The sequence below is a fragment of the Pseudomonas sp. AC172 genome (genome assembly GCF_979258595.1).
Window position 1 is genome coordinate 2,359,169 of sequence record NZ_OZ409868.1, and the last position, 20,163, is coordinate 2,379,331.

The following is a 20,163-nucleotide window of genomic DNA, read 5'->3' on the forward strand; positions in this document are numbered from 1 at the left end:
GATTGAAAGAATCTGATGCGGAAAATTCCTTGATCAAGCGGTGAACCCGACCAGCAGCACTGGTCGAGTCGGTACCGTCATCAGCCGTGATTAAACGACTGGAGCACGCCAGTCATCGGAACCCGAAGTACCGGAGACTTCGTGGGTCCAGGTGATTTTGCGGTAGGTGAACTGCACTTCTTCCAGATGGGTGAAGTGCGCGTTGCCTGGATCCTGGCAGTTGTGCATTTTGTTGTTGATGGCGACGATGATCGCGTCTTCCAGTTTGGTGGTGTAGTAGTGCTCTTGGGTGCCTTGAGCAGAAGTACGGAACCACTGGATAACGATTTCGCTCATGCGCTCGCCGGAAGTCAGAGCGGCTTGCAGCAGTGGCGAAGCCTTGTCGTAGACCTTAGTGATGACCACGGGCTTGTGAACGCGCTGACCGGTTGGCTGACCGGATTGTGGATCACGCGGGATGATCACGTCGTGGGTGAAAGCCTGCACCATGACCTGGTCTTCGTGGCCTTCTTGAAAGGTGTTGCCAACGGAGTCGGCGGTGAACGCGCCGGCTGTGATCAGGCCTTGTTTTTCGCCGGTGACGGACATGTACGCGGGGGTTGCCATGGAATGCTCTCCTTGCTCAAAAGACACAAGCGACAGGCACCATTGCCTGTCCGTGCGAGCTTGGAGATATCAACTTTCATGCCAGCAATTACATTGCCATTATTCATCAACAACTTGTGTAAACAACTTCAACAGAAGTAGCTATTGCAGCCGGGAAGAGCCGCCGTAAGTGCGCAACTTTTTGCGCAGTACTGCGCAAAAAGTTGCGCACTTGGCTGCACGCCTTTAACGGCGTGGCCTGCAGCGTTTTTTACGGACGTTTTTTTGAAAACAACTGCGCAACTTCTTGCGCAGTTGCTAAAAAGCGCTTTTATCTTCAATCGACGAAAAATCTCCAGACAGCCTTACTCTCGTTGACGTTGCATCAACGCAGTTTTGCTGAATAGGCAAAACATCGCGTGTAAAGAAAAGCCAGGCAACTGCCTGGCTTTTCTGATCAGCGGCAATAATCCAATCAGTCCGAAGAGGCCTTCACATTTGCCCGCGCCGAATGCAGCTTTTTATAGCTCTCGATCAAGCGCAAATGCCGATCCAGCCCTTCCAGCTTCATACTGGTCGGCGTCAGGCCATAGAAGCGCACACTGCCGTTGACCGAGCCAATCGCTGCATCCATACGCTCGTCACCGAACATGCGGCGGAAGTTAGCCTCGTAGTCTTCCAGCTGCAGATCCTCGTCCAGCTCCATCTCCAGCACCACGTTGACCGCTTGATAGAACAAGCCACGTTCGACGGTGTTGTCGTTGTACTGCAGGAAGGCTTCAACCAGATCCTTGGCCTGCTCATACTTCTGCAGAGCGAGGCAGATCAGCAGACGCAGTTCCAGAATGGTCAGCTTGCCCCACGCCGTGTTGTCGTCGAACTCGACGCCGATCAGCGTGGTGATCTCGGTGTAATCGTCCTGTTCGCTGTTTTCCAGGCCTTGGGCGAGGTTACGCAGACCGACTTTGCTCAGGGTGTGCAGGTTGAGGATGTCAGCACGAAATTGCAGGGCTTTGTTGGTGTTGTCCCAGATCAGGTCTTCGACCGGGTAGATCTCCGAGTAATCCGGCACCAGAATGCGGCAGGCCTTGGCACCGATGTGCTCGTAGACCGCCATGTAAACTTCCTTGCCCATGTCTTCGAGGATGCCGAATAGCGTCGCGGCTTCTTCGGCGTTGGAGTTTTCGCCCTGACCGGAGAAATCCCACTCGACGAATTCGAAGTCTGGCTTGGCGCTGAAGAAACGCCACGACACCACACCGCTGGAGTCGATGAAGTGCTCGACAAAGTTGTTCGGCTCGGTCACCGCCTGACCGGAGAAGGTCGGCTGCGGCAAGTCGTTCAAGCCTTCGAAACTGCGCCCCTGCAACAGTTCGGTGAGGCTGCGCTCCAGCGCCACTTCCAGGCTCGGGTGCGCGCCGAAGGAGGCAAACACGCCGCCAGTGCGCGGGTTCATCAGGGTCACGCACATCACCGGGAATTCACCGCCCAGCGACGCATCCTTGACCAGCACCGGGAAGCCCTGCTCTTCCAGGCCTTTGATGCCAGCGAGGATGCTCGGGTATTTCTCCAGCACTGCCTGTGGCACGTCCGGCAGGGCCATTTCGCCTTCGAGGATTTCGCGTTTGACCGCGCGTTCGAAGATTTCCGACAGGCACTGCACCTGCGCTTCGGCAAGTGTGTTGCCGGCGCTCATGCCGTTACTGAGGTAGAGGTTTTCGATCAGGTTGGACGGGAAGTACACCACCTCACTGTCGGACTGGCGCACGAACGGCAGCGAGCAAATGCCACGCTGGGTGTTGCCGGAGTTGGTGTCGAACAGGTTCGAGCCGCGCAATTCGCCGTCACGGTTGTAAATCTTCAGGGTGTAATCGTCGAGGATCTCGCTCGGCAACTCGTCTTTCGGGCCCGGCTTGAACCATTGCTCGTCCGGATAATGCACGAACTCGGCGTTGGCAATCTCTTCGCCCCAGAACTGGTCGTTGTAGAAGAAGTTGCAGTTCAGGCGCTCGATAAACTCGCCCAGCGCCGAGGCCAGTGCGCCTTCCTTGGTCGCGCCCTTGCCGTTGGTGAAGCACATTGGCGAATGCGCATCGCGGATATGCAGCGACCAGACGTTGGGCACGATGTTGCGCCACGAGGCGATTTCAATCTTCATGCCCAAGTCGGCCAAGATCCCCGACATATTGGCGATGGTCTGCTCCAGCGGCAGGTCCTTGCCGGCGATGAAGGTGCCTGCGTCCGAGCCGGCCACCGGCATCAACAGCGCCTGGGCATCGGCGTCGAGGTTGTCGACTTCTTCAATGATGAATTCCGGGCCGGTCTGCACGACCTTCTTCACCGTGCAGCGGTCGATGGAGCGCAAGATGCCCAAACGATCTTTCTCGGAGATGTCCGCCGGCAATTCCACCTGAATCTTGAAGATCTGGTTGTAGCGGTTTTCCGGGTCGACGATGTTGTTCTGCGACAGGCGAATGTTTTCAGTCGGGATGTTGCGCGTGTCGCAGTACAACTTCACAAAATACGCCGCACACAACGCCGACGATGCCAGAAAGTAATCGAACGGCCCCGGTGCCGAACCATCGCCCTTGTAGCGGATAGGCTGATCGGCGATCACCGTGAAGTCGTCGAACTTGGCTTCAAGTCGAAGGTTGTCGAGAAAATTGACCTTGATTTCCATGCGGGATTACCAGAATACGGCTAAACGAATGGGCGCCATTATCCGGTTTTTGCGCGGGAAGTCTTGCCCTTTCGGGAATCGCCGCTGATCGGCATCCTGCACTTGGGGAGGCAATTCACCCGGGGTTCACTACGCTTTCAATGCAGTTGCGTAGAAGAATCTGAACATTGCGTCCGCGCCGTGGTTCTAGATTCAGAAGACAGCGGATCAAGGACGAGCACATGGACATTTCCGGTTATGCGGCCCCTCTTCCACCGCGCCAAAGCGCCGTTACCCGACGCCTGGCCATCGCCGTCGGCGCGCTGTTCGTCAGCGGTGTGATTGCCGCAACAGTCGCCTTGCTGGGGATTGCCAATGCGCTGGATAGCGAGGAAATCGACAAAACCCGCTTCTATTCGGCCCGGGCTTTGGAAAACCGCATCACTGCATCAAAAAACTACATCACCAGCTATGCCTACTGGACCACGGCTTACGAGCATTTGAGCGATCAGGTCGACACAAACTGGGCCTACACCGAGCAGAACATGGGCAAGACCCTGTTCACCAATGACGGCTATGACGGCGTGTTCGTGCTCGACCGCGAGCGCACCAAATACGCCGTGGTGCGCGGGCAACTGCTCGATGCGGACCTGTCGGCGTATTTGCAGGTCAGTGCCACGTCGCTGCTGGATCAGGTTCAGGGGCAGAGCGATCTGAGCAAACCCGTCAGCACCTACTCGCTGTTTGAAGGCTGGCCGGCGCTGGTGTCGGCGGCGGCGATCATTCCCAATGATGAGCGGCCGCTGGACTCGGCGCAGAAAACCTCGGTGCTGGTATTCGTCGATAAACTCACCCCGACCAAATTACGCCTGATCGGCAGCGGCTACGGCTTGAGCAACCTGACCCTGGCGCTGGATGAAACCCTTGCGCCCGACCGCCCGCGAGTGCCGCTGGACAGCACCGGCTACAGTCTGATCGCCGATCTGGAGCGGCCCGGGCAACATTTGTTGTGGTCGTTGCTGCCTCCGCTCGGCGCGACGATGCTGGTGTTGATGCTACTGACCGCCTACTTCTTTCGGCACGCCTTGCGCTCATCGCAATACGTCGACCAGAGTTTTGCCGTCATGCAAACTTCCAATCAGGCGCTGGAAACTGCCAACCGTGGCTTGGAAGCCAGCGAGGAACGCTTTCGCGCGGTGGCCGAAGCCGCATCGGACTGGATCTGGGAGGTCGATCGTGCCCTCGCGCTGACCTACCTGTCGGCGCGCTTCAGCGAAGTGACCGGTTACCCGCAAACCCTGTGGCTGGGGCAAGACATCGGCCACCTGTTGAGTTGCGACACCACGCCACTGGAACTCTGGCTGAGAAACCTGACCGAAGAAAACAGCGCCAGTGACTTGCGTTGCACCTACCGTGACCACTCCGGACAGCAGCGCCACTGTCGGCTGTCCGCCCGGCCGATCTTCGACAAGCACACAGTCATCGGCTATCGCGGCACCGCCAGCGACATCACCGACGAAGTCGCCGCCCATGCGCAGATCCAGCATCTGTCGATGCACGATGCCCTGACCGGCCTGCCCAACCGCAACAAACTCGCGCGTTATCTGGATGAAGCGCTGCTGCTCAAGGAGCACGCGCCGCCGCTGTCGCTGCTGATGATCGATCTCGACAACTTCAAACCAATCAACGATTCACTCGGCCACCCGGCCGGTGACGCCGTGCTGCAGGAAGTCGCCGTGCGCCTGCGAGAGTGCACCCGCGAACACGACATCGTCGCGCGACTGGGCGGCGACGAATTCATCGTGGTGCTCAACGGCATGGACAGTCAGCACGAAATCGACAAGTTCTGCACCCGTCTGATCGGCAGCCTGCATCAACCGGTGGTCTTCGAACACCATCCGCTGCACATCGGCGCCAGCATCGGCATTTCGCTCAGTCGCCGCCACGGTTACGTGCCGAGTGACCTGATCCGCTATGCCGATATCGCTCTGTATCAGGCCAAATCCGAGGGCAAGAACACCTGGTGTTATTTCGAAGCGCACATGAGCGACCAGATCCAGACGCGCCGGCAAATGGAAGATGATCTGCGCCATGCGCTCAAACACAATGAATTCATCCTGCACTATCAGCCGCGCTACAAGGTCGATGGCAAACACATCGTTTCGGTCGAAGCGCTGGTGCGCTGGCAACATCCCACCAAAGGCCTGCTCGGCCCGGACTTGTTCATTCCATTGGCGGAGCAGACTGACCTGATCGTCCCGCTGGGGCGCTGGGTGCTGCGCGAAGCCTGCGAAACCGCGCTGGGCTGGCCGGACGATATTCTGCTGTCGGTCAACCTGTCGCCCGCGCAGTTTGCCGTCAGCGATGTGGTTGAGGATGTTCGCGAGGTGCTGGTGCAGACCCGTTTCCCGGCCAGTCGCCTGGAACTGGAGATCACCGAAAACGTGATGCTCAACGACACCGACGGCGCGCTGACCACCATGAATGCCCTGAAAGAGCTCGGCGTGCGCCTGAACATGGACGACTTCGGCACCGGCTACTCATCACTCGGCTACTTGCGCGCCTACCCGTTCGACGGGATCAAGATCGACAAGCGTTTCATCGCCTCGATCAGCAGCGGCACCAATGATCGCGCGGTGGTGCAGGCGATCATCGGCCTGGGCAAAGCCATGGGCCTGACCGTGACGGCTGAAGGGGTCGAGACCGAGGAGCAACTGGATATTCTCGGAGTCGATCAATGCAATGAGGTGCAGGGGTACTTCATGAGTCGGCCGATCGACAAAGTCGCGTTTGCGCGGCTACTGCACGATTCCAGAGGTGCACAGATGAAGGCAAAGAAAGGTCGCGTGACCTGAAGGACCTAACCGTTTGTTCGACCCAATTCAGCGGTAAACACATTGCCCGCATCGCGAACCAACTGCCGCCACTCGGCGCTGGTGATCAGCCCCTGCTCCTCCATTTCATCGGCGGCCTTGAGCAGTTCGTCGTACTGCTGTTCCGGGTCCAGACGCATCTGCGCTTGCGTCGCCAGTTTTCGCCATGCCGCCAGTTTTTCCTGTTTGCGCTGATCGAACATCGGGGATGATCTCGTGAAGGACTCCACGGGTAGAAAGAAACGAGATCGCGATGGTTCAGCGCAGTCGACGGATGGACTGCTGACTTCTGAAGGGTTGCGCTGATCCGCAATGACGGATGATCACCTGATACTGCAGGAGTGAGCCGGCTCGCGATAGCGGATTGTCTGTTGCGGATGTGTTGGCTGACACACCGCTATCGCGAGCAGGCTCACTCCAACAGGGATATGTGCTGGCCAGCCCCCACAGTGTCTGAAGCAATTCGTCAGAATTTTTCCGCTACACGTTTATACGGATAATCCGGGTCCCGGTACTTGCCCGGCTTCTGCCGTTTGGGCAACTCGACCTTCTCGCGCTTCACATCCTCATACGGTATACGACTGAGCACATCGGTGATGATGTTCAGCCGTGCGCGGCGTTTGTCGTTGGAGTCGGCCACCAGCCACGGAGCATGTTCGGTGTCGGTGTGTTTGAACATTTCATCCCGCGCCCGTGAGTAGTCGTACCAGCGGCTGTAGGACTTGAGGTCCATCGGTGTGAGTTTCCAGGTCTTGCGACCGTCGTTGATGCGGGCTTCCAATCGACGAGTCTGCTCTTCGGGGCTGACTTCCAGCCAGTACTTGAGCAGGATCACCCCGGACTGGACGATGGCGTGTTCGACCCAGGGAATCGATTTGAGGAATTTGTCAGCCTGCTCGTCGGTGCAGAAACCCATCACCCGCTCGACGCCGGCGCGGTTGTACCAGCTGCGATCGAAGATCACCACTTCGCCTGCCGCCGGTAGATAAGGCAGATAACGTTGCACGTGCATCTGGCTTTTCTCTCGATCGGTCGGCGCCGGCAGCGCTACCACGCGAAAGACACGCGGGCTGACGCGTTCGGTCAACGCCTTGATGGTCCCGCCCTTGCCAGCGCCATCACGTCCCTCGAAAACGATGCAGACCTTGACGCCCTTGGCAATCACCCACTCCTGCAACTTGACCAGTTCGACGTGCAACTTGCGCAACTGCTCGAGGTAATCCTTGTTTTTCAGCTTCGGACTTTCAGGCGCCGTGGCGGCCTTCTTTTTGCCTTTTGCCATGACCTTGGCCTCTCTCCAATAAATGCAGAAACAGAGTGTTGATTGACGGGACAAACCAGACACGTGAGGTTAGTCCATGCCGTGCTGATTGCCATTGCCGGGCAAAAAGCCAAATTGCCATGTGTTTCGTTCGTTCTTTGTTACGTCGCACTGTTCATTGCCCGTTCTTGCCTGCCTGGAGTTTCTCGATGCCGTCGCCCAAATCCCTGCCCACCGCCCTGCTCGGCCTGGCGCTCGCCTGCCCGGCGATGGCCGAGACTCAAGGTCTGGAATTGGGGCAAGTACTGATTTCGGCAGATGAGCAACGGGGTTCAGACGCCAGTGTTGAAGAAGCCAAGGCCCGCCTGGAACAAGTGCCCGGAGGCACCAACGTGGTCGACATGCGTCAGCCGTTGCAGGGCCGCGTGGCGAGCAATCAGGATGTGCTGGCTTATCAGCCTGGGGTTTATGCGCAGTCGGCGGGCAACGAAGGCGTGAAAATCTCGGTGCGTGGCTCGGGCATCAACCGCGCCCCGGGCGCCCATGCGTCGGGGCTGTACACGATGCTCGACGGCCTGCCGCTGACCGGCCCGGGCGGCACGCCGTATGAATTGCTTGAACCGCTGTGGGTCGATCACGTTGAAGTGCTGCGCGGCGCCAACGGCTTCGATCGCGGTTCGCTGGCCTTGGGCGGCGCCATTGATTACGTCAGCCACACCGGCTACAACGCGCCGAAACTGCAGGTGCGTTATGCCACCGGCAGCCACGGCTATCAGCAGCGTCAGGTCAGTTCCGGGCAAGTACTGGGCGATTTCGATTACTACGTGTCGCTCACCGATTCCAACGCCGACGGCTATCAGGATCACACTGCCAGCGAGAGCAAAGGCGTAATCGCCAATTTCGGCTATCGCTTCAACCCGAACCTGGAAACCCGCTTCTATATTCGTTACCGCGAGACCGACAATGACCTCGCCGGCCGCGTGACCAAGCAATCCATCGAGCATTCGCCGCGGGCGGCCAATCCGTCCTATGTGGCGCGCGATGACAGCCGCAAACAACCGGGCAGCACGTTCATCGGCAACAAGACCACCTGGTACATCGACGACGATTCGAGCATCCAGACCGGCCTCGTTTATCACAACTACCCGATGGACCTGCGCGAAGGCCCGAACCGCTTGAAGGTCGCCTATACCGACGTCAGCGGCACATTCGATTACAAACGCCGCGACACGATTTTCGGCATGGAAAGCCGCAGCAACGTCGGCCTGCGCGTGACCAAACACCTGCCCAACGACGGCGCAAGCGAGTTCGTGCGCATCCCCAGCGGCAACACCGCCAACTACGTGCCGGGCACGCGCATGCGTAACTTCACCTATCAGGGTTCGGACACCGTTCTGCACTTTGGCAACGATCTGGAAATCGCCGACGACCTGTGGCTGACCACTGGCCTCGCCGCCATCTACACCCGCCGCGAAAGCGCTGTCACCTACCCGCAAAGCGGCGGCAAAACCAGCATGAACGACTGGGACTACGCCCCACGCCTCGGCCTGCGCTACCAGATCACGCCGGATTTACAGGTGTTCGGCAACCTCAGCCGCTCGGTTGAGGCGCCGCATCCGTGGTCGCTGATCTACAGCTCCAACGTACGCTTCCCGGCTGGCAATGGTGCTGCGACCGGCACGCAGAAAGACCCGATCAAACTGCAGAACCAGACCGCGACCACGCTGGAGCTGGGCGGTCGTGGCGACAGCGTCGTCGGTGAATGGAGTCTGGCGTGGTACTACGCGCAGGTGCGGCATGAACTGCTTTCGGTGTTGCCGGATGCCAATGCGGTGACACCGTATGAACTGAACGCCAGCCCGACCGTGCACCAAGGCATCGAAGCCAGCCTCAACAGCAAACTCTGGTCGGCGGCTGATGGCCGTCAGTTGAGTTTGCGTCAGGCGTATACCTTCAGTGATTTCCACTATCGCGATGATGATCGCTTCGGTGACAACCGCCTGCCCGGTCTGCCGATGCATTACTACCAAGGGGAATTGCGCTATGACTGGCCGCTGGGGGTCTTTGCGGCGGTGAATACGCAACTGGTGTCCAAAGTTGCGGTGGATTACGCCGACAGCTACTACGCCGATCCTTACGCACTGTTCGGCGCGACGTTGGGTTACAACGCGCCGAAAGGTGACTGGCAGGGTTGGGTGGATATGCGCAATTTGACCAACAAGCACTACGCGGCAACGGTTACGCCGGGGTATGACGACAAGGGACTGGATGCTGCGCGGTCGACGCCGGGTGAAGGGATGGGGGTTTATGTTGGGGTGTCGTGGAGCCTGCTCTGACACCTACCCCTGTGGGAGCCAGCATGCTGCCGATGGCGGCGTATCTGTAGCGAAGAAGCCAACTGACCACCGCCATCGCTTGCAGGCAAGCTCCCACAGTTATCGGCGCTGTACACGGATTTTATGGACACCACAAAAACCTGTGGGAGCGGGCTTGCCCGCGAAGACGGTAGCCCATTCACCAGTGAAACAACTGAAAGAACACTGAGAATCCGTTTTTCCAGTGCCTCAACTCAGCCGCATCGACAACTCAATATCATCCGCAAATGGCACAGACAAATACCCGTTCTGCGGCGCCCGAACGTAAGCCAGATACTCCGGGCAATAGTCGGTGTTGTCCGCCACCACCAAGGCCCCCGGTTTCAGGTGTTTTTCAACCAGACTCAACACGTCGCCATACAACGCCTTCGCGCCATCGAGCAGGAGCAGATCAACCGACTCCGGCAGATCCGTTGCCAGCGTGACCAGTGCATCGCCTTGGCGAATCTCCACCAGATCGCTGACGCCACCTTCAACGAAGTGATGCCGCGCCAATTCAATCTTCGACGGTTCGAATTCGCTGCCGATCAGCACACCTCCACCGTTGTCGCGCAGTGCCGCCGCCAAGTGCAGGGTGGACAGGCCAAACGAGGTGCCGAACTCGACAATCGCTTTGGCCTTGGTGTTACGCGCCAGCATGTACAGCAGTTTGCCGGTGTCGCGGGAGACCGGCAGCCACAGGTCTTTGAGCATTTCATAGAGTTTCAGGTATTCGGTTTTGCTGTGCATCAGGCGCTCGCGCTCTTCGCCGGACACCGTTTCCAGCATCGGGCTGGTAGCGGCGCTGGCCTGGGTGTAGAGGCGTTCGATCAGGCTCGCGAGGGGTTCAGAGGTCAGTGTCGTCATGATTGCTTTCCGTTAGTTGGGGACTAAAATGCGAGTAATTCGTCGCATTTAAATGATGCGAGCGATTCGCTGCTTGCGCTATTCGCATTCCCCTCTGACGTCCGAGCTGCCGATGACCAACCGCCAGACTGCCCGTATTTCCTCACGCAAACAGCCGCAACAGGCACGCTCCAGCGAACTGGTGGCGGCGATTCTGCAAGCGGCTATTCAGGTTTTGAGCGAGCACGGCGCCACTCGCTTTACCACCGCACGAGTCGCGGAAAAGGCTGGCGTGAGTATCGGCTCGTTGTATCAGTACTTCCCCAACAAAGCGGCGATCCTGTTCCGCTTGCAGAGCGATGAGTGGCTGCACACCACGCAGATGTTGCAGCGGATTTTGCGGGATTTTGAGCAGCCGCCACTCGTACGCCTGCGCACCCTGGTGCAGGCGTTCATTCGTTCAGAATGCGACGAAGCGCAGATGCGCGGCGCACTGAATGACGCCGCCCCGCTCTACCGCAACGCCCCCGAAGCCCACGCGGTGCGCGCAGCCGGGCGGCAGATTTTCGCCGCGTTCATGGAAGAATTACTGCCCGATGTCGCTGAACAAATCCGTTCGGCGGCGTGCGATCTGATCCTGACCACGCTCAGTTCGGTTGGCAAAGACTTTTCCGCCAGCCCACGTACCGAGGAGGAAATCTCGGTATGCGCCGATGGGCTGGCGGATATGTTCAGCGCTTATGTGATGGCGCTCAATGAGCGGCGCGCGCCCCTCACGCGCGCTACGGCAGCTTCCAGTCCGGCCGAATGAAATGGCAGGTGTAGCCATTCGGAATACGCTCGAGGTAATCCTGATGCTCCGGCTCCGCTTCCCAGAACGGCCCCGCCGGTTCGATTTCGGTTACCACACGACCCGGCCATAGTTTTGAAGCGTCAACATCAGCAGCCGTGTCCTCGGCGATGTCGCGTTGCGCTTCGCTGTGGTAATAAATCGCCGAACGATAGCTGCGACCAAGGTCATTGCCCTGCCGGTTGGGCGTGCTCGGATCGTGAATCTGGAAGAAGAACTCAAGGATCTGTCGATAGCTGATCACCGCAGGATCGAAGGTGATTTCAATGGCTTCGGCGTGGTCGCCATGATTGCGGTAGGTGGCGTTCGGCACATCGCCGCCGGTATAACCGACGCGGGTTTGCAACACGCCGGGATAGCGCCGCAGCAAATCCTGCATGCCCCAGAAGCAGCCGCCGGCGAGGATGGCGGTTTCGGTTTGAGTGGCCATGAGATGTCGTTCCTCTTGGAGAGTGGGTATAGCCATGGTTATGAGGGTGAGTTGGCTGATTCCAAGGGGGAACTCAAAGGGTTCCTGTAAGAAACTTGCTGTCTGATTGCAGCCATTGACCACAGACTCCGCGCCGACGCGCATCGCCGTTGAAAATCGCTGCGTAAGCGAGGGCTGTCGATCAACGTTACCGTTCAGCGGTTATTTCAGCGAATTAAGAAAATCACATCTAGTGTTGCATGACTGGCCAAATGCCAGCCCATGCGAGAGTCTGGAAAGGCGCTCGTCACTAACAGCAATGCCAAAGAAATCAGGGATGGTTTGTGCTTGCGGTTTCACGCCAGTCGCTTTCAGCGATTGGCTATTCCCTGTGTTTCGTTGATTTCTCTCAAGGAAAGAAAGATGAGCAACGTACAGTCAATACGCCCACTCCTCGTGAACTCGACTTTACCCACTGACGATCACAGCGCAGCAATCAATCAAACTGCATCTGTGGGCGCTTTGGTCAATAGTTGCTGCACGGCAATCTTGCAGCAGCCGAACATGGTGGTGCCGGCCATGCCCGAGATGGCGACGCATCAGCAAACCACTCGAGACCACGCGAACTTGTGGATCAATACCGTCCAGCCGGCACTGATCGGCAGCATTGGTGGGGTTGTAGGCTTCTCAAATCAGTTCAACGCGTATCTCACACCGTTGATCAACGCAGCCCCGACCGTCAACACCGATCCGAAATCGAAACAAACGGTTATTGAAGGTCTAAAGCTTCTGAAAACCGCAGCAACGACGCAAAAGTCGAATTCCACGTTAGCTTGCCAAGCGGTGGATAGTTTCCGAAGCAATTTCTCCACCGACTTTGTCGCCTTCGCTTCAGACATCGATACTCTTTCGATCAAGCTCATTGGTGATAATGGGGAAATCACTCAACTGCAAAATAAAATGTCGTCGCTGCAGAGTGGAATGAACAGTGATCTGACAATGATTGCTGGAGGTGCAGTCGGCGTTGTCGTAGGTGGATTGATGATTGCAGTGGGCGTGCTTGCTGAAATCCCGACTGGCGGCGTTTCCACGGCTCTGGTCGTGGCTGGAGGCGTCGTCGTGGCCGGCGGAGTGGCGGTCACCATTTATGGTTCTGTGGATTACGCGAACAAAATGAAGCAGTACAAAGAAGCTGCAGAGCAACTGGCTAGAGACCAGGCAGAGGTCACGTTGATGACGCACGCCAAGGGTCAACTAACCTCGCTCAACTCTCAGATCGCATCAGCCATCACGGCCCTGAACGCGATGGAGGCCTCCTGGCAGGGGCTGATCACAAACTTCAATACATTGCTCGATCAAGTAGACGGGACCGATGTCGACAGCGTTTTCCTTTCTGCACAGCTCGTTGCTGCAAGTTCTGACTGGAATGACATGGCGAAACAAGCACGCAAAGTGCAGGACATGATCAATCCGGCTCAAGTGCCTCTCTCTGTCGTCGAAAACATCCCCACCCCGGCTGCGGCCTGACACTCTCTGAATATGCATCGGCCATCAAGGCCGATGCATTGGTTTTGCTGCGAAAAGGGAAAACATCATGTCTCTTATGCAAAAGATCGACGTCAGCACGGTCTCGGCCTTTCGGAGCGCCGAAATCAATGCCGGTACCACCGTCGTGTCCAGTACCCTCGCCCTGCTGGACACGCTTTCGAACAGGATTGCCCAGTTACCGGATGTAGGTAACAACAATATTCCCGCATTGAATCAGCACATTAACGCGGTCAAGTCTTTGGCCAATGCATGGCCCACTACAAACAGACCGTCGCTGTTAGCGGCCATGCAACAACTGAAGGGCTTTGGCGATAGTTTCACATCGTCGGATGCGCCCGCTTTGCAGCGAGCATTCCAATCAATGGCTGATAACCAACAGGGGGCACAGCAAGCTGCGGTAGACCTTACCAGCCAGATTATTCAGAAACTGTCGGGCCCAAGTCTCGCCGTTAACACAGTGACTCATGATATTGGCGACTACCTTGGTCAACTGGCCACTGCTTCGTCAGATATAAGTGGCGACGCTTCGACAGTCGCTCAGCGCATTCAAAATGACCAGGTCAGGTCGGCAATGCTGGCGGCTCAAGCCAGTAGCCTTCAGGGCAAGCTCAATGATGCGCGCAGTCGAGCTAAATGGTATTGGCTCATGGGGCCGCTGGCCGCATTACTCGCTCAGGAGATCGACTCTCTGGCTTCGAATCTGAGTGGTGTGATCGATCAGCTCAATCAAATCAGAGCAGATCAGGCCAGCACGCTTGCAGAGGAAAACTACCTGCAAGCCTTGTTGCCCGCACTGAATGCCTACCTTACAGGGGTGAATCAAATGGGAGCGGGGATCAATTCAATTCTCGCCGGGATTCAGGCCTTGCAAAGTCAGCTCGGTCAGCTGAAGGGGGCGATTGAATCGTCACCAGGGGCAGGCGCATTCGCTAGCGCACAATTACAAGCCGCCATGGCTGACTGGCAAGATATTTCCACGAAACTGGGTCAGCTGACTTGAGTAAGTGCTTCGCTGGATAAGGACGCACAACACTTGAAGGATACTGCTCGCAAACGGCTTGACGCCCCGTCCTTTGCGCCGCGGCGTCTGACTCCATCCAAGCACCATTGCCCGGGAAAGTGCCCTGCCACGCTTTCCCGGGCGCAACTCTCACCTGTATTGAGGGCCTGCAGTTTGAGCCTGATGGTTTCGCCCCCCTACCTCCGCCACCGCCCGACACGTCCGGGCATCAGTGCCCGGTAACCGCCGCCGCTCCAGCAACACGCGGTCCCGACCTGAACCCGTACACCCGCGCGCCAAAGGCAATAGCAAACCCCACGCTCACCAGCACCACCATGGCCCAGGGAAACGAGGCGACGCCCCAACGGTCGAGCAGCACCCCGCCAACCACACCGCTACCGGCAATCGCGCTGTTCCACGCCACCACATTCAACGACAACGCGACATCGGCGCCGTCGCCGGCGGCATCCGCCAATGCCGTTTGCAGCAACGTCGCCGCGCCACCAAAACTCAATCCCCACACCGCCACGCCGAGGTAAATCACCTGCGGCACATGCCCCCAAAAGCCAAACAGCACGCAAACCAGTGCAAACGTCGCCAGGCTCGCCAGCACGGTCTTGCGCAACAGCGGCTCAACCAGTTTCGCGGTCAGCCAGATCCCCGCCAGCGCGGCGATGCCGAACACCAGCAAGACCAGATCCACGCGATCGGCCAACCCCGCCGGTGCCACGAACGGCGCGATGTAGGTGTAGAGAATGTTGTGTGCCAGCATCCAGCTGATCACCACGGCCAGCACCGGTCGAACGCCCGGCGTCGTCAGCACGTTGCGCAGCGACAGGCGCTGATGCGCAGGCTGTGGTGGATAGTCGGGGACTTTCACCAGCACCCAGACGATCAAAATCAAGGTCAGGCCCGACATGATGCCGAACGTCGTACGCCAACCCACCAGCCCACCCAGCCATGTACCCAGCGGAACACCCAAAGACAGCGCAATTGGCGTACCGACCATAGCCAGTGCCAACGCCTTACCCTGTTGATCCGGCTCGACCATACGCCGGGCATACCCGGCCAACAGACTCCACGCCAACCCGGCCGAAACCCCGGCAAAGAACCGCGCCACCAGCGTCACACCGTAATGAGACGACAGCGCCGTGATCGAATTGAACAGCAGGAAACCGAGAATCGTCAGTAACAGCACATTGCGGCGACGCCAGCCGCGAGTGGCAATGGTCATCGGAATCACCGCCAGCACTGAGCCCAACGCATAAGCGGTAACCATCTGCCCGGCCATGGAAGGCGAAATCGCCAGGCCGTCACTGATCAGCGGCAGCAGCCCCGCCGGCAGGGTTTCGGTGACAATGCAGATGAATCCGGTCATGGCCAGCGCCAGCAAGGCGCCGATGGGCAGGCTTTTGGGCGCTGCTGATAAAGTCATTGAGGGTGTCACGGGAAACTCCTTGAGTTTGGAAATTCTGACTTACGTATCGATCGATATAAAATACTGGCGGCATCGGATGCGCGTTGTCAACGACTTATGTATCGACTAGTATCCAAATCACTTTCCAAGGAGTTTTTGCTATGGCCAGAACCGGTCGCCCCCGGGCCTTTGATCGCGACGACGCCGTCGAACAGGCCATGCAATTGTTCTGGCAACACGGCTACGACTCGACATCCCTTTCACTGTTGAAGGCTAAACTGGGCGGCGGCATTTCCGCACCGAGTTTCTACGCCGCGTTCGGCTCCAAAGAAGCCCTGTTCGACGAATGCGTGCAGCGCTACCTGACGACCTTCGCCCAAGTCACCGAATGCCTGTGGGACGAAAGTCTGCCGCCACGCCAAGCCATCGAAACCGCGCTGCGCCAGTCAGCACGCATGCAATGCGACGACGGCCACCCGAAAGGCTGCATGGTCACCCTCGGCGTCATGAGCGCCCCGAGTCCGGAAAACGCCCACGTCGCTCAAGCCCTCACCCACTCCCGCGCCCGAACCCGCGCCGGGATTGTGGCGTGTGTCGAGCGTGGTGTGGGCCGCGGAGAGTTAGCAGTCGATACCAACGCAATCGAGTTGGCGACGCTGTTTGACAGTTTCCTCCAGGGGATTTCGATTCTTGCCCGGGACGACATGCCGATTGAAAGCATTGACGCTGCGATCACGCTGGTATTGCTAACGTGGGATTTGGCCCTTGCGACCGCGCCTGCACTCGAACAATCATGAAAGGGTTGAAACACCCGTATTTTTCCGCTGGATACGCCCGCGATTGGCTTTATCGAACGCTGGCGAAAATGGTTGGCCCCGGCATTTTCCGCGACGACGTCAGCGCTGACCGCGATGCTTTACGTCGACACCTCGGGCAGCGAACAACTGTTAAGGGGCGAACACCTCAATGAACGTCGTCTCCTCCGACCGTCACATCAAGCCGTGCTTCACCGGCAGGCGAGACTAATCAGCCACCTCTCGTAGTGAGCCTCAACATCCAGGAAAAGTGTGATATCGCCAGATTAATCTCATCCTGAGTATCGCCATCCCAATCCTCAACCGTGGCCAACTCAACCCTCAGCGCGTCAATTCGTTCGCGTATTTCAGCGATCTCTTCGTCCCCACACTGCTGCGCAATCGCCGCCCATTTCTCATCCGAAATACGCTGCTGCACGGAAAGCCCTGCACTCGCTTGCGCGATCATTGCTGATAGTGTGCTCATCGAATATCCCTCTCCTATTCCTTGTAGACCGTCGGCCCGATGCTCCGCCGGCAATAGAAATAATGTAATTGGCCGTATCAAGGCACAGCTCTTCATTCTCTGAACGGACAACCAATATTAGAGAGCTGAGAGAGACAGGATCAACGTCGACACGCAGCCTCGACCCACGCGTCAGGTCAGTCTCGTCCAGTGGCAATCATCAGGATTTTGCTGCCTCTTCTTTACCGTGACGAGCGCAAAACGCAATAACCTTCCAAGCTAATTGATCATGCCTACCGAATATTCTTTTACAATTGAAACCAGCCTCTTGCCGAATGCCACGTGAGCGTTAAGAAAATATTCTATTGAGAATAAATCTGTCTGAGAAAACGGCGTTGAAACGACGCCCCCGTTCTTTATCGCTACCGAATATACAGCTTCATCCTGTTTCCCAGGATTTACAACCTTATAAATCGCATACTCGAGCCCAAGTCCTTCGCACGCCAAATCTTCATTCATGTACTGCTCACCTAAAGCATGCATAATAAAGTATGACTGCAGAGAGTCATATGAATCCTCCATCCATTCCTCGGCACTCATGGTTATTGGAGTGCGATTCCAAATTAACTGCCCCTCATATAAAACCGTATGTTTTTCTCCGGACACTACAATCTGCAATCTCGGCATATATCTAAAGTCATTCTCACCATAAATCTTTGAAAGACCAAATACTATGTTTCCAAGATTATACAGACTAATTGATACCGTAGAACTGGAAGACTCGACTTCAACCTCAGCCGTCAACGCGGCAAAAAAACTCTCCCACTTTTCGTTCCCCATAAGAACTATTGCCACATCATCCTTGAACTTATTCCAGCTCGGAGGATACTTTGGCGATGAAGTACTTTGCAGATAGTAATTGGCACCACCTTCTGATTTCGAAAACTCTGTTAATAGTTGTTCGTTGGAAAGAAGCTCAGCATTTTTTTTGTATCGGCCATTACGAACAGCCACCGATATTGACCACCCCTGCTCATCCATCAGTTTGATTTTCTCAGGATGGCCTAACTCTACGGCACTGTGCCCGCTTATATTGCTCATCAGCGCGCTAAGAAAATTCTCATCGGGGTCATCCAGATATTCATCCCAATCTAACTCTTGAATGATGCGCTTTGCCCCCTCGCTTTCAGGATCTGTAATAGGCGAGGAAAAGCCAAAATACAGACCAAACGGATAAACCACCCGATCGCCCTCCCCTTCGTAGTCCGCTGTCAGAACCACGAAGTCAGATAATTGCGATTTGATTGCAGCGCTTGTGACGATGCTAATTCCATCATTTCTATTCTTGGAGTTCTTGTACAAAACAAGGCTTTGCTGTCTACTGATGGAGAGCCCTTGATCTATAAAGACAGGCGCAAACCTGTTACAACTAAACACCTCTCCGGATTCCGCTGCTGATATGACGTACCCTTCTGTCGGAACCTCAGATATTTTCTGATACTCGGAGAACGGAACCGCCAACTCATCCCACTCTGTAGAAACCAATAGGGCCCGTATTTTCTCTGCCGGCACTCCCAAGGAGGACCTTAACAAAGCCACGTACTTTGTTAACTCATGTAAAGCAGCTCTGGCGACTTGGTTGCTTCTTTTAACTTCGATAACAACGTAATGACCAAGACCATCTCTTGCAAGAATATCAACACTTCCACCCGAACCAAAATCGTTCGCCAGCTTGTATTCTTTAGCAATGATCGTTAAATCCAATTCGATCACATTCAAATTAACCGATAAAAAATCCCTTATTCTCTCTTCAAATCTGTTCACTTTTTGCTCCCTGCTTTTTGGCATAGTGGATTTCTACGAAATATATTTTTGGTTTATATTTTCGCAACGCAGATTTTTCGTTCCGCAAGACGCTCACTCATAAAACTTCCCGGCCAACAAAATGGCCGCACAGCGCTGCAAGATATCGATACGCCATATAGGTACAAACGCAAGAATCGCGACAGGCTCAAACGTTAGGCTTCAACCTCAACATAACTCGACTCCCCGCCTCCACTCATCCCTAACAACCACCCCCACACAAACCTCAAAGTAGTCCGCCCGGTCTCATCCACGCCAACCGTGCCTCGCGACCAACCGGACAGAATCTCGCCTTCCGTTGTCAGGCAATGAAACAACAGTTCAATGGTGTCAGGACCAGTAACACGCCCCACCTGATGGCCCATTCGAATCCGACCGCCATGATAAGTGCTCGAAATTCCCGTGCCTTCAATACAGTGATGAAACACCGTCCCACTACCCGACAGTCCCTGCGTATTATCCTCAACCGCGAATCGACGATCGTGCAAACGCTCGCTGACTTGAGAAAAGAGGATTTCCATAAATGGCGCGTCCTTGGTCGAGAGGGCCTGATCCAGTGTGCGAGTATCCTACCCCATCGTATTTCAGATTGATTGGCCGGCTGCTCTTCCGCTTTTCACAAGCGCGTAAAACACTGCTCGCGGTGCTGCTATTGACCGCCAAACCCGCCATGCCTCAAGCAGAAAACGCGGAAGCGGTGACCCTTAAGGTGTGGGATGGGAGTTTGTGGAGTTAGCTGCGGGGGTTGGAGCTGGGGAAAATGATGAAGTACGAATACGTGCCAGCGTTTCAGAGTGCATCGTATGCGCCGAAGCTGTCGGCGACGTTGGTGGGGCGCGTTGATTTTGTGAAGAGGTTGAAGCTTTTTTACGGGTGTCAGGCCTCTGAAACCTGGCACTCCAAACGACCCGTTTAAAAGCGTTCCGAAATACTTCCAACAGGCTACAACGCCTTGCGCCGTTGCCTACGACTACGCCAGAATCCGCCGGCTTGTGCGCCTCGGATGCGGGTTCTATTGTGGGTCCGTCACTGAATAGCAGTGATCGGGTTTGGTAGCCCGACTTGTCCCAGGCGCATTGCGCACCTTTCGCAGAGATCGCTTTTTTGATCTCCGCTTTATGGTGGCCATGCGTAGGGCGTCCTCGGACGCGCCGGGCTCCTGGGCCGGTCTACCAACCTGTGCATGGCCGCCACCCCTCGTTTGGTAGCGAAGTGTGATGGCTCCTTAACCGTTTCCC

At 56.6% G+C, this 20,163-nt stretch carries 16 protein-coding genes; 6 read left to right on the plus strand and 10 right to left on the minus strand.

All coding sequences use genetic code 11. The features are described 5' to 3' along the window. Window positions 1–90 precede the first annotated feature (90 nt). On the minus strand, window positions 91–606 hold the full coding sequence (locus ACZ0A4_RS10525; RefSeq protein ID WP_127646759.1) for an Hcp family type VI secretion system effector: 516 nt from the start codon (window positions 604–606) through the stop codon (window positions 91–93). A gap of 454 nt (window positions 607–1,060) precedes the next feature. Then, window positions 1,061–3,265 carry an OsmC domain/YcaO domain-containing protein gene (locus tag ACZ0A4_RS10530; protein ID WP_463574505.1) on the minus strand — a complete coding sequence of 735 codons (2,205 nt, stop codon included), beginning with the start codon at window positions 3,263–3,265 and terminating at the stop codon, window positions 1,061–1,063. A 221-nt stretch (window positions 3,266–3,486) separates the two neighbouring features. Between ACZ0A4_RS10530 and ACZ0A4_RS10535 the strand changes: the two genes are divergently transcribed. Beyond that, complete coding sequence (locus tag ACZ0A4_RS10535; RefSeq protein ID WP_463574506.1) at window positions 3,487–6,099, plus strand: bifunctional diguanylate cyclase/phosphodiesterase; 2,613 nt, start codon at window positions 3,487–3,489, stop codon at window positions 6,097–6,099. A gap of 5 nt (window positions 6,100–6,104) precedes the next feature. Here ACZ0A4_RS10535 and ACZ0A4_RS10540 read toward each other — a convergent pair whose 3' ends face one another. Together ACZ0A4_RS10540 and ppk2 are read right to left on the minus strand one after the other, a co-directional pair. Further along, window positions 6,105–6,320: a hypothetical protein gene (locus ACZ0A4_RS10540; protein WP_463574507.1), complete on the minus strand. Its 216-nt coding sequence runs from the start codon at window positions 6,318–6,320 to the stop codon at window positions 6,105–6,107. A gap of 263 nt (window positions 6,321–6,583) precedes the next feature. Next, window positions 6,584–7,399 carry a polyphosphate kinase 2 gene (gene ppk2, locus ACZ0A4_RS10545; RefSeq protein WP_463574509.1) on the minus strand — a complete coding sequence of 272 codons (816 nt, stop codon included), beginning with the start codon at window positions 7,397–7,399 and terminating at the stop codon, window positions 6,584–6,586. A gap of 188 nt (window positions 7,400–7,587) precedes the next feature. Here ppk2 and ACZ0A4_RS10550 point away from each other — a divergent pair, with 188 nt between their 5' ends. Next, a complete protein-coding gene (locus ACZ0A4_RS10550; protein ID WP_463574511.1) occupies window positions 7,588–9,714 on the plus strand; it encodes a TonB-dependent receptor family protein in 2,127 nt (708 codons plus the stop codon). A gap of 228 nt (window positions 9,715–9,942) precedes the next feature. Here ACZ0A4_RS10550 and ACZ0A4_RS10555 read toward each other — a convergent pair whose 3' ends face one another. Next, complete coding sequence (locus ACZ0A4_RS10555) at window positions 9,943–10,599, minus strand: O-methyltransferase (RefSeq protein WP_463574513.1); 657 nt, start codon at window positions 10,597–10,599, stop codon at window positions 9,943–9,945. Between the two features lie 112 nt (window positions 10,600–10,711). Here ACZ0A4_RS10555 and ACZ0A4_RS10560 point away from each other — a divergent pair, with 112 nt between their 5' ends. Continuing rightward, a complete protein-coding gene (locus ACZ0A4_RS10560; RefSeq protein WP_463574515.1) occupies window positions 10,712–11,389 on the plus strand; it encodes a TetR family transcriptional regulator in 678 nt (225 codons plus the stop codon). On the opposite strand, the gene msrA is transcribed toward ACZ0A4_RS10560, so the two are convergent. Next, the gene (gene msrA, locus ACZ0A4_RS10565; protein WP_463574516.1) at window positions 11,361–11,858 is read right to left on the minus strand and encodes a peptide-methionine (S)-S-oxide reductase MsrA; all 498 of its coding nucleotides are present in this window, start codon (window positions 11,856–11,858) and stop codon (window positions 11,361–11,363) included. The genes ACZ0A4_RS10560 and msrA overlap by 29 nt on opposite strands. A gap of 402 nt (window positions 11,859–12,260) precedes the next feature. On the opposite strand from msrA, the gene ACZ0A4_RS10570 reads away from it, so the two are divergent. Both ACZ0A4_RS10570 and ACZ0A4_RS10575 read left to right on the plus strand, forming a co-directional pair. Continuing rightward, window positions 12,261–13,364 (plus strand): HBL/NHE enterotoxin family protein, encoded by a 1,104-nt coding sequence (locus ACZ0A4_RS10570; RefSeq protein WP_463574517.1) that lies wholly within the window; start codon window positions 12,261–12,263, stop codon window positions 13,362–13,364. A 67-nt stretch (window positions 13,365–13,431) separates the two neighbouring features. Then, the gene (locus ACZ0A4_RS10575) at window positions 13,432–14,385 is read left to right on the plus strand and encodes an HBL/NHE enterotoxin family protein (RefSeq protein ID WP_463574519.1); all 954 of its coding nucleotides are present in this window, start codon (window positions 13,432–13,434) and stop codon (window positions 14,383–14,385) included. Between the two features lie 229 nt (window positions 14,386–14,614). On the opposite strand, the gene ACZ0A4_RS10580 is transcribed toward ACZ0A4_RS10575, so the two are convergent. Then, window positions 14,615–15,832, minus strand: a complete 1,218-nt coding sequence (locus ACZ0A4_RS10580) for an MFS transporter (RefSeq protein WP_463574520.1) — start codon at window positions 15,830–15,832, stop codon at window positions 14,615–14,617. A 131-nt stretch (window positions 15,833–15,963) separates the two neighbouring features. Here ACZ0A4_RS10580 and ACZ0A4_RS10585 point away from each other — a divergent pair, with 131 nt between their 5' ends. After that, on the plus strand, window positions 15,964–16,599 hold the full coding sequence (locus ACZ0A4_RS10585; protein ID WP_463574522.1) for a TetR/AcrR family transcriptional regulator: 636 nt from the start codon (window positions 15,964–15,966) through the stop codon (window positions 16,597–16,599). A gap of 229 nt (window positions 16,600–16,828) precedes the next feature. On the opposite strand, the gene ACZ0A4_RS10590 is transcribed toward ACZ0A4_RS10585, so the two are convergent. The 3 genes from ACZ0A4_RS10590 to ACZ0A4_RS10600 all read right to left on the minus strand — a co-directional run bounded on the left by ACZ0A4_RS10590 (window position 16,829) and on the right by ACZ0A4_RS10600 (window position 19,446). Next, the gene (locus ACZ0A4_RS10590; RefSeq protein WP_463574524.1) at window positions 16,829–17,083 is read right to left on the minus strand and encodes a hypothetical protein; all 255 of its coding nucleotides are present in this window, start codon (window positions 17,081–17,083) and stop codon (window positions 16,829–16,831) included. A gap of 258 nt (window positions 17,084–17,341) precedes the next feature. Further along, entirely contained in the window at window positions 17,342–18,886 is a 1,545-nt protein-coding gene (locus ACZ0A4_RS10595; protein ID WP_463574525.1) for an endonuclease NucS domain-containing protein, read from the minus strand. A gap of 194 nt (window positions 18,887–19,080) precedes the next feature. Further along, the gene (locus ACZ0A4_RS10600) at window positions 19,081–19,446 is read right to left on the minus strand and encodes a hypothetical protein (RefSeq protein WP_463574527.1); all 366 of its coding nucleotides are present in this window, start codon (window positions 19,444–19,446) and stop codon (window positions 19,081–19,083) included. Window positions 19,447–20,163: the final 717 nt, after the last annotated feature.